Annotated in this window: 6 protein-coding genes and 1 pseudogene; 5 read left to right on the forward strand and 2 right to left on the reverse strand. The window is 37.6% G+C overall.

Features of this window, described 5'->3' with window-relative positions:
* Positions 1-90: 90 nt before the first annotated feature.
* Positions 91-1,257, reverse strand: a complete 1,167-nt coding sequence (gene metK / locus AVJ19_RS01225; RefSeq protein WP_111858017.1) for a methionine adenosyltransferase — start codon at positions 1,255-1,257, stop codon at positions 91-93.
* Positions 1,258-1,686: 429 nt separating this feature from the next.
* Between metK and argC the strand changes: the two genes are divergently transcribed.
* The 4 genes from argC (at position 1,687) to clpA (ending at position 6,292) form a co-directional block, all read left to right on the forward strand.
* Entirely contained in the window at positions 1,687-2,742 is a 1,056-nt protein-coding gene (gene argC / locus AVJ19_RS01230; RefSeq protein ID WP_171334139.1) for an N-acetyl-gamma-glutamyl-phosphate reductase, read from the forward strand.
* A gap of 79 nt (positions 2,743-2,821) precedes the next feature.
* Positions 2,822-3,571: a DUF6776 family protein gene (locus tag AVJ19_RS01235; RefSeq protein WP_111858018.1), complete on the forward strand. Its 750-nt coding sequence runs from the start codon at positions 2,822-2,824 to the stop codon at positions 3,569-3,571.
* An 18-nt stretch (positions 3,572-3,589) separates the two neighbouring features.
* On the forward strand, positions 3,590-4,006 hold the full coding sequence (gene clpS / locus AVJ19_RS01240; protein ID WP_111858028.1) for an ATP-dependent Clp protease adapter ClpS: 417 nt from the start codon (positions 3,590-3,592) through the stop codon (positions 4,004-4,006).
* Positions 4,007-4,015: 9 nt separating this feature from the next.
* Entirely contained in the window at positions 4,016-6,292 is a 2,277-nt protein-coding gene (clpA, locus tag AVJ19_RS01245; protein WP_111858019.1) for an ATP-dependent Clp protease ATP-binding subunit ClpA, read from the forward strand.
* Positions 6,293-6,423: 131 nt separating this feature from the next.
* On the opposite strand, the gene AVJ19_RS22845 is transcribed toward clpA, so the two are convergent.
* A complete protein-coding gene (locus tag AVJ19_RS22845) occupies positions 6,424-6,624 on the reverse strand; it encodes a DUF4850 domain-containing protein (RefSeq protein ID WP_162626512.1) in 201 nt (66 codons plus the stop codon).
* 202 nt (positions 6,625-6,826) lie between these two features.
* Here AVJ19_RS22845 and AVJ19_RS01255 point away from each other — a divergent pair.
* Positions 6,827-10,819, forward strand: a pseudogene (locus AVJ19_RS01255) (hypothetical protein); the annotation flags it as partial.

A 10,819-nucleotide genomic window follows, 5' to 3' on the forward strand; every position in this document is an offset into this window, starting at 1 on the left:
TGCTTGGGTAAGAGTAAAATTGTAAATTTAAACACAAGAAATCTAGATATTAAAAAGCTCGCAAATTGCGAGCTTTTAGATATCGGAAAATTAAAGATTCGCAGATGCTTTTAAAGCTTCGACTTTATCTGTTTTTTCCCATGTAAATGCAGTATCAGAACCTTCACGACCAAAGTGACCATAAGCAGCAGTTTGCTTATACATCGGTTGAATTAAGTTCAACATACGGGTGATTCCGTATGGGCGTAAGTCAAAATGTTCACGAACCAATTGAATAATCAATTCATCTGACACTTTGCCCGTGTTGAATGTATTGATTGAAATTGAGGTAGGTTCAGCAACACCAATTGCATAAGATACTTGGATTTCACATTTATCAGCAAGACCTGCTGCAACAATGTTTTTTGCCACATAACGACCTGCATAAGCCGCAGAACGGTCAACTTTTGATGGATCTTTACCGGAGAAAGCACCGCCACCATGACGTGCCATACCACCGTAAGTATCAACAATAATCTTACGACCTGTTAAGCCACAGTCACCAACTGGACCACCGATGACAAATAGACCTGTTGGATTAATGTGAAATTTAGTCCCTGCATGGAACATTTCAGCAGGAATGATTTTCTTTACGATTTCTTCAATCACGGCTTCTTTAAGATTGGCTTGTGAAATCTCAGGATCGTGTTGTGTAGATAGTACAACTGCATCTAAACGGACAGGTTTGCCATTTTCATAGGCAAAAGTAACCTGACTTTTGGCATCTGGACGTAACCAAGGCAAACTACCATTACGACGTAATTCTGCTTGCTTTTCCATTAAACGATGTGCATATGAAATAGGCGCAGGCATTAAAACATCAGTTTCACGGCTTGCATAACCAAACATTAAACCTTGGTCACCCGCACCTTGATCTTCAGGTTTTTGGCGATCAACACCTTGAGCAATTTCTGGAGATTGTTTACCAATCATGTTGATGACAGCACAGGTTGAACCATCAAAGCCTAAGTCGGTATGATGATAGCCAATGCCGTTGACGGTGTGACGTACCACAGATTCAAAGTCAATATTTGCAGTCGTGGTAATTTCACCTGCAAGAACGACAGCACCTGTTTTTACTAAAGTTTCACAGGCAACTCGTGCATATGGGTCTTCTTTTAAAATGGCATCCAAAATAGCATCACTAATTTGGTCCGCCATTTTGTCGGGATGGCCTTCGCTTACTGATTCAGAAGTAAAAACACTGTATTCGCGCATGAAAATCCTACGGCTATTATTTTCTCGATGCGTTATGTTACATCTTGTTGCTTATAATCACTAGGCTATTATCATGAAAAAAATGAATTATATATATAAAATAATTCATTTAGCCAAATAAAAACATGCATTTTAAATTGATTTATATTTGACCGTTACTCATTTTTCGGTGAATAAATTACTTTAAAATCAAATTTATTAATATATATCATAGTGATATTCTATTGAAAAAAGAATCAAATAACCCAATATTTGTAACGTATAAATGAAAAAATAAAACTGTGCTCAATTGGGCTATTTTCAGACAAAATGATTTTTGTTTTACTGAATTGAGTTGAAATACAAAGAAAACCGAGTGAAATAGTTTAGAAAAGACAAAGTTCCTGTCATACTAGCACATGAAAAATGGATACTTTTAAATTTGAGGTAATAAACGTGATTTCAGTGGGTATTGTCGGTGGTACAGGTTATACGGGCGTTGAATTGTTGCGTCTTTTACTGCGACATCCAGATGCGCAGGTAAATGTATTGACTTCACGTACTGAAGATGGTCGCCGTGTTGATGACATGTTTCCAAGTTTACGTGGACATACCGATTTAAAATATTCTGATTTAGATATTCATGTTTTAAAACAATGTGATGTGGTATTTTTTGCAACACCGCATGGCGTGGCAATGAAACATGCTGAAGAACTTATTGCTGCTAATACCAAAGTGATTGACTTGGCAGCTGATTTTCGTTTGCAAAATTTAGAACAATTTGAAAAATGGTATGCGCTTGAACATGCTTGCCCAGATATTTTAAAAGACTCAGTCTATGGATTGTCTGAGCTCAATCGTGACAAGATTAAACAAGCACAAGTTGTAGGTAATCCAGGTTGCTATCCAACAACTGTGCAATTGGGCTTAGCGCCATTATTTAAACAAGCGCAAGCATTGGTGAAACCTGAAAGCATTATTATTGATGCAAAATCAGGGGTTTCAGGTGCAGGACGTAAAGCAAGTCTTGGTATGATCTATTCTGAAAATGCGGATAATTTTAAGGCTTATGGCGTTGCAGGTCATCGCCATCATCCAGAAATTGTAGAAGCATTAGAAAATATTTCAGGACAAAAAGGTGTGTTCGATCATATCGTGTTTGTACCGCATTTAGTGCCAATGATTCGTGGTATGTTGAGTACCATTTATGTCGATTTAACCGATGCAGGTGATGCGCTAGATTTGCAAAGTTTGTATGAAGAATTTTATGCCAATGAGCAATTTGTCGATGTTATGCCTGCAAATAGCTCACCTGAAACACGCTCAGTACGTGGTGCCAACCAATTACGTATTGCATTGTATAAGCCACAACCAAAAAAATTGGTAATTTTGTCTGTACAAGATAATTTGGTGAAAGGTGCAGCAGGTCAGGCAGTACAAAATATGAACTTAATGTTCGGTTTTAGTGAAGATGCAGGACTGCAAAGTATCGGATTATTACCATAAAAAACGCTTTTCAACTTCACACACATTTAACTTTGCGGTTAAATGTGTGGTTTGATGCTACCACTGATCAGAGATGACGATGCCAAATACACGAACAAATACTGCGTCACAACCCGCGCCAAAGCCTAAAAAAAATGTAATGAATGGTAACCTGCCACTTCTGGCGGGCGGGGTCGTCTTATGTGCAGGAAGTATGCTTTTAGGCTATACAGTTGGACATCGTCAAGGTTTAACAGTTGTGGGTTATGATGCTGATGCTGAACAGTTGGTTGAGGTTGTAGAAAAGCAAAAATCGACACTCACCAACTTAAACAAAAGCTTGAATGCAGCCGTGCAAGAGCGTGATGTTGCTGTAACCAATACCAAAGATCTTTTTGATGCATTAAATCAAGCGAAGTCTGAGAAAGCACAAGTTGATGGTAAAAATACCGTTTACCGAGATGTGTTAAAACAACGCGGTGGTCTAAGCTTGACAGTACAAAATCTTGCAGTCAAAGCTTTGCCTGAAAATGCTTACGAGTACCAGATTGACTTAGTACAAGTCAGTCCAAATAATCGCCGTGCAACAGGCTCTGCGGAGCTACGCTTGATCAGTGGTACAGAGGTTTTAACCATTCCTATGGAAGATGGTAGTTACAATTTTGAAGACTTTGAACGATTAACAGGGCGTTGGACGATGCCGAAAGGCTTTACGCCACAATTCATTGAAATACGTCTGAATGGTGCAACACCCGTGGTTAAACGTTTTGCTTGGTCTCGTGGTAAGGCTGTGGACAGTACAGAAGCATTTGCTTCAGAAGTTCCACAAGCAGAAGCAAATGCTCAATAACTTATGAAATTAAAATATATGCGAACTCTTAAACGTAAAACTAGTTTAAATGAAGTGAAATTATCCTTTCAACAAACAGGATATATCGATTGGCATTTTAATCCGCGCTTAAGTGATTCGCAGCAAAATGAAGATGCTGACGGGGATGTAGCAGTTGCAACTGCACCACCAGAGTTTAAACGTCCACCAATGTACGCTGTTGTTTTAATGAACGATGACTACACGCCAATGGACTTTGTAATTGAAATTTTACAACAATACTTTGCTTTGAATCTTGACCAAGCCACTCAAGTAATGTTAACAGTACATTATGAAGGAAAAGGTGAAGCTGGCGTATATCCACGAGACATTGCGGAAACAAAAGCTAACCAAGTAAATAATTACGCTCGGTCTCAAGGTCATCCGTTACTTTGCCAGATTGAGCCAAAAGAATAAGGGGGTTGCATGCTCAGTCGTCAATTGGAAGTTTCTTTACGTTTGGCTGTTAGCATGGCTCGTCAAAAGAGACATGAGTTTCTTACGGTTGAACATTTGCTATTGGCTTTATTAGATAATGACTCTGCGGTAAATGCACTGAAAGCATGTGGTGCAGAAATTGTCAGTCTACGTAAAGAATTAGAAGAATATGTAGAGCAACACACACCAAAATTGGGTGAAAGTAGTGACCAAGCGCCACATCCAACTGAAAGTTTTGACCGGATCTTGCAACGTGCAATCTTTCATGTGCAATCTAGTGGTGGTGATCGCACAGTAGAAGGTGCGGATGTATTGGTTGCGATGTATTCTGAACGTGACTCGTTCGCAGTGTATTTGTTAAAACGTCATCAAATTAACCGCTTAACTTTGACACAATATCTGTCACATGGTGGACGTAAAGAAGAAATTCAGGTTGAAGAAGAATCTGATGATTTGGATGGAGAATCACCATCGACTGCAAATGCAGGACCATTAGAGCTATATACATTAAATTTAAATGTTGAGGCACAAAAAGGCAAAACTGACCCTTTGATTGGTCGTGAAAAAGAGATTGAGCGTACTGCGCAAATCCTTTGCCGTCGCCGTAAGAACAATCCATTGCTAGTTGGTGATCCTGGTGTAGGTAAAACTTCAATTGCTGAAGGTTTAGCATGGTTAATCGTTAATGGTAAAGCACCGAAACCACTAGCCAATGCTGAAGTCTTTAGTTTGGATATTGGTGCTTTGGTTGCTGGTACAAAATACCGAGGTGATTTTGAAAAACGTTTAAAACAACTTTTAAATGCTTTGAAGAAAAAACCAGAAGCAATTTTATTTATTGATGAAATTCACATGATTATTGGTGCAGGCTCAAGCATGGGCAGTACCATGGATGCATCGAATTTGATCAAGCCTGCTTTGGCAAATGGAACTTTACGTTGCATTGGCTCAACAACATTCCAAGAATATCGTCAAGTGTTTGAAAAGGATCATGCTTTATCACGTCGTTTCCAAAAAATTGATGTTAATGAGCCGTCTATTTCAGAAACCATTGATATTTTGCGTGGTCTAAAAACCAAGTTTGAAGAATTCCATCATGTGAAATATGATGACGCAGCTTTGGTGTCAGCCGTTGAACTTTCTGCAAAATTCATCAATGATCGTTTCTTGCCTGATAAAGCCATTGATGTGATTGATGAGGCGGGAGCACAACGCCGTTTAAAAGCGGAACAAGATGATACTGCGATTACCGTGGAAAATATCGAAGATATCGTATCGAAGATTGCACGCATACCACCGAAAACAGTATCAAAAGATGATAAGTCTGTCCTTGAACATCTTGAGCGCGATCTTAAACGTGTGGTATTTGGTCAAGATGAGGCGATTACAGCATTGGCATCTGCGATTAAATTGTCTCGTGCAGGTTTGAAATCACCAGATAAACCTGTTGGCAGTTTTGTATTTGCAGGTCCTACAGGTGTGGGTAAAACTGAAGTCACTAAGCAGTTGGCAAAACAGTTAGGTGTTGAGTTTGTTCGCTTTGATATGTCTGAGTATATGGAGCGTCATGCGGTTTCTCGCCTAATCGGTGCACCTCCGGGTTATGTGGGCTATGACCAAGGTGGCTTACTCACTGATGCGATTCATAAAAATCCTCACTGCGTATTGTTGCTTGATGAGATTGAAAAAGCACATCCTGATGTCTTTAATCTCTTACTTCAAGTGATGGATCATGGGGCGTTGACTGATAATAACGGACGTAAATCTGATTTCCGTAATGTCATCATTGTCTTAACTACCAATATTGGTGCAGAAAGTATTTCTCGTACCAGTATTGGTTTTACTGAACAAGACAACAGTAATGACAACCAAGAGGCTATGAAACGTGCATTTGCACCTGAATTCCGTAACCGCCTAGATGGTGTCATTCAGTTTAAAGCACTTCCTACATCTGTAATTGATTCTGTGGTTGATAAATTCTTAACAGAATTACAAGCACAATTAGATGAGAAAAAAGTGGTGCTTGAGGTGGATCAGTCAGCGCGTGATTGGATGGCTGAAAATGGTTATGATCGTCAAATGGGCGCACGACCAATGCAACGTTTGATTCAAGAGCATTTGAAAAAACCACTTGCTGAAATGATTTTATTCGGTGAGCTTGCTGATCACGGTGGTAATGTTGCTGTTTCTGTTAAGAAAGAAAATGGTAAAGCAGTTGGTCTGACACTTGAAGTGTTTGAGGATCAAACAGCAGAGCCTGCATGATTTTGAATATATTGTTTGACTGATCTCAAGTGAATTGAGAAAAAACCGCAATGCGTTAACGTGTTGCGGTTTTGTTTTTAATTGGTTGAATTTTATATATTTTTAAAATTAATGGGGCAGTGAGTAAAAATTTAAAATCTGCCGAGCGAGTTCCTTTTGTTCTTTAGGTAAATATGAAGCATATTAAACAGTTCATCTTCATTTGGGCGATACTTTGCAACACCATTAGTTTGGAAGTGATTTGGAAGTTGGTATTGAAAATAGACAGTTTCTTTATTTGCACGTACTGTTTTTAAATTCGCATTGTTGCCTGTATAAAATGTTTGAAACACTTTTATTTAATTTTTACAAACAAACTATTAAGTTTACTTTATAGATCTTATAAATAGTTATCATTTGTTAAAAATAAATACTGAAAATATATTGTGTTTTTGTATAAAAGCTAAGCATTAAATGATTTTGTTTGTGGGTTTTTTTGTGTCAGATTAGTATACTTTGCACATATTAATAAAATTGTATGAAAAGAGCGTGTGTGTGAATTGGTATGTCTATGTATCTGAAACGTGTCAGCAACAAATACGTAGCTATCAACTTGAAGACGCAATCGAAAAATTAAAGCAGCGTGTAGAACGTGAGCATCATCATTATCAATTTGAGGCGTTTAGCCATCCTTATTATGTTAAAAAGCATCTAGCTTACCGTTATCGTTTGTTGACACGTATAGAAGAACATTCTGTAGGGCAGCAAATATGTAAAGTTTTGACATTTCTAAAAATTTATAGCCGTGGAGATAAGGAGTATGAAAATTTATTTATTCATGCTAAAGCTTACGGTGATTTTATTTATCAGCAACAGAACATTGAAAAAAAGCTCTTTATTTTTTTAAAGCAACGTCTTGCTGAAACAGGACAGTCAGCATTGTATAGCGGGCTTGATCTGCAATATAAGCATGGATTGAATAATATTTTAGATATTGGGCATACTTTTTTGCCTGATGTGTATGTAGAACAAGTAAGTTGGTTGTGGTTGCTACGCCCTAATTTAAAACAAGAACAGTTAAAAAAAGTGTATCAGTATTTATGTGAGTGTCTAAATGGATCCAATCAGTCTGATTCATTGGATGTATATCATATTGATTTTAAAATGCAGAATGGCTATTTAACTTTACAGCAGTTAGATCGTACAGGCTCTCAGGATATGCTTGGGCGTGTTGTACCATTGGACTGTTTATTTGATGAAAAGCTTTGGCTAAAAACACAATGTCTTGATCTACCTATTCAACTGAATGCATGGCAGCAACAACTGATTCATCGTTTATATTATCAGTCACATCATGGTGTCTTGTGCGCAAGTTCGCCAGCGAATTATGGTAAAACCAGTGTCTTGGCATTGTTATGTGCTAATTTTATTTTACAAGACACATTGGCGCCGTTTCAAAATTGTTTATTTTTAACGACTGCAAATGAAAATTTACAACTTCAGCAACAAATTCTGTTAGCAATTGATGTGTTGAGTCAATTGCATCAATTGGATGTGATTTCTGTTGAACAGCAGAAACAGCGTATTCAAACATGTTGTGTCAGTTTAAGTACTTGGTTGTTGACACATTTAGAGCATGATCAGCTGAGATTTACTCCGCAATATGAAATAACGAAGACTGTTTTTCTAGTACTATGGCATGAAAAATTTGCAGAGAATTTTGCAGTATCTCCAGATGTTGCTTGGTATGTGATTCAACATTGGTTGAAAGGGCATGCTGCTGCGCCACAACCGATGTGGTCTCAGGATCAAACAGTATTTTGTGGTGTAGAACGATCTTTACTTCAGGTCATTGAGCAGCAGGTTTGGCAAGCATGGTATCAACCTTTAATGGCACAAGGGTATTGGGATGAGCAAGATCTGATTCAATATGCCTTAGATGATGGGCTTGAATTACCACAGTATTTGGGTTTGTTGGTTGATCATGCGGAGAGTTATAGCCAAAATGCATTACGTTTATTGAGTCAACATTGTGTTAGTTTGCATGCGGAACTTGCACCACATATTGCACAGATGCCTGTGGTTCTTTTAGGATCATCAACACATTTCGCACATAGTCATTGGCAGGAGCAATTTAAAGCGACTTTGCCTATTGATGTTGAACTCGAATATCTAGATGATTCGATGAGTGAGACGCTTTTACCTATACCTGAAATTTATTTTATTGATTTAGCTGATCATGTGTTATTAGATGCATTGCTGGCAGAACCACATCTTGTTTGGCAGTTGAATTGTAAGCAATCGGACAGAATAAGTTTTTTAAAACAACATTTTTTAGCATGGCAAGATGTTGATGGGGCACAAATTCAGTTACAAACATATCAGCTCGAAGACGATGTTCCCAAACATGCTCAAGCAGTGTTGTGTGGCTTTGCTTGTGATTTGTCAAAAAGTCATTTGGATCAACAAAAATTATGGCTTGAAAATGCGTTATTGAGCCGTATGCAGCACAGCATGCAACGAATTTATATTGTTGAACATGCAGCATATTATGCAGACTGGGTGCAATTTTTAGCACAACATCAGTATCAATTGAAGACTGTGAGTTTAGATACATTGACATCTCATCAAGCGTTGCTTGCTTTGCAACAATTGAAAGAAAATTGTCAATATCCAACTGAATTTATGCCATTGGTTCAGCGCTATCAGCATATTCACCAATATATATTGGCATGTGAAGTGTGGGTGAATGCCTGTGTCACGCAACAAGATTATGCTGATTATTTTGCCTATGCAAAAACAGATTATCAGTATCGACTGATGTTTTGCCAACTTTGGCAACAGCAAAAACACAGTATTTTTCTAAAATATCAACAATTTGTACCTGCTGATCTGCAAGGGAATTTATCTATCTTAAAAATACTTTTTGAAAAATCAATTGATTGCGATAAGGAATTGGATTTTCAAAGTATTGGAGAGGCTTATCGAATCCAGTGTGAACAGGTTGAATTGTCTATTTATTGGCAAAAATTGCTTCCTATAATGCTGCAAAAACTACGCACATACATGCAATTATCTCAAACAGTTTGGCAGCGTGTAGATGGGTTTTTGCATGATTTGATGCAATGCAACGTTGCTGTGAGCGAAGATCTGTTGGCTTACGTTGCTTATCAGCAACAGCACAATCAACGTGCGATTAAGATCTGGCAACAGGCTTTTAAACAAGGAAAAATACAGGCTTATCCTGTTGAATATTACCAATTAAGACTGACACAGACATTGTCAGCACATGAAAAAATATTCGCATTTATCGCATTAAAGCAAACGGGGGAATTGATGAATACATTGGCTGATCTGGATTTAAATACATTACAGATGGATTGTTGGACGCAGATTTTACAGTATTTAAATGATGAAGATGAATTAAAACCAGTTTTAAAACAATTATTGCCCCAAATACATTCACAAGAAGTTTTGGATAAGCTTTATCGTTTTTGTAAAAATCATACATCCGATAAATTTGCGATCCGTGTACAACGCTTTCAAACCTTGCAAGCCTGTTTAAATAGTGAATGGTCACAGGTCATGGCACGTTTACAACATTATGTGCCACCACAAGATACGAAAATGATCCTACAAAAATTACAGGTGAATTTTGGTAGTCGTGTGCAAACCAGTAAGAATAGTCAGAAAACTAAAAATAAAAGTCAGATTCAGTTTAATGAAGAATTACTGGATATATTGTATGCCTTAAATTTGAATCCTGAACTGAAAACCTATCAGACGACAGCTGAATATCAGGAGTATTTACAAAATACTGATATTGTGTTGATTTTTGATGAAATCCGTAAAAATTTTGCGATTGAAAAAAACCAAGAATATTTTTGGAAACATCAATTTCAAGCCATACGTGCATTATGTTGTTTACTTGAAAAAAGTCCAAACCCACTAGATGCTTTAGGTTTGTATGAAATACTATTAGATCAGCGTGAGAAAAAAGAACCGATCTATAAGTTTGCACTTGAACGACTTGCAATCATATTGTTGCGTTTGCAAGAGATCGAAGATTTGGATGAGGCTGTTCTCAGAAAGAAAATGCAGCTTGAATTGAGCTATAAAAAAGTACTCGAATTTGATCAAGCAAATCATGTTCCTATAGTCTTAAAAGATCAGGAAGAATTGATTAAATCCATTTTAGCTTTAACATCACAGGAAAATGCTGAAATTCAACGCATTGAACAAGAAGAAATTCGTCAACAAAAACAGTTGCAACAGGAGTTAGCACAACAAGAGCAGCAACGCTTAGCACAAGTGCAGCAAGAACAAGCTGATCGTGAAGCAGAATTAAGAGTAATTTTTGAATTAGCACGTCAACAACAGGAACAACAGGAACAACAGGAACAACAGGAACAACAGGAACAACAGGAACAAGTATTGGAAAGTATCTTGGAAATGCAAGATGAAAATGTATGTAATGCTGTAGCGCAAGAAAATACACTACCTGAACCTGAACCTGAACCTGAACCTGAACCTGAACCTGAACCTGAA

It is taken from the genome of Acinetobacter sp. CFCC 10889 (genome assembly GCF_003268395.1).
Classification (GTDB): domain Bacteria; phylum Pseudomonadota; class Gammaproteobacteria; order Pseudomonadales; family Moraxellaceae; genus Acinetobacter.

Excerpts from the sequence above, each read along its gene's own strand:
- metK (WP_111858017.1), bottom strand. The coding sequence starts at position 1,257 with ATGCGCGAATACAGTGTTTTTACTTCTGAATCAGTAAGCGAAGGCCAT.
- AVJ19_RS01235 (WP_111858018.1), top strand. The coding sequence starts at position 2,822 with ATGCCAAATACACGAACAAATACTGCGTCACAACCCGCGCCAAAGCCT.
- clpS (WP_111858028.1), top strand. The coding sequence starts at position 3,590 with ATGCGAACTCTTAAACGTAAAACTAGTTTAAATGAAGTGAAATTATCC.
- clpA (WP_111858019.1), top strand. The coding sequence starts at position 4,016 with ATGCTCAGTCGTCAATTGGAAGTTTCTTTACGTTTGGCTGTTAGCATG.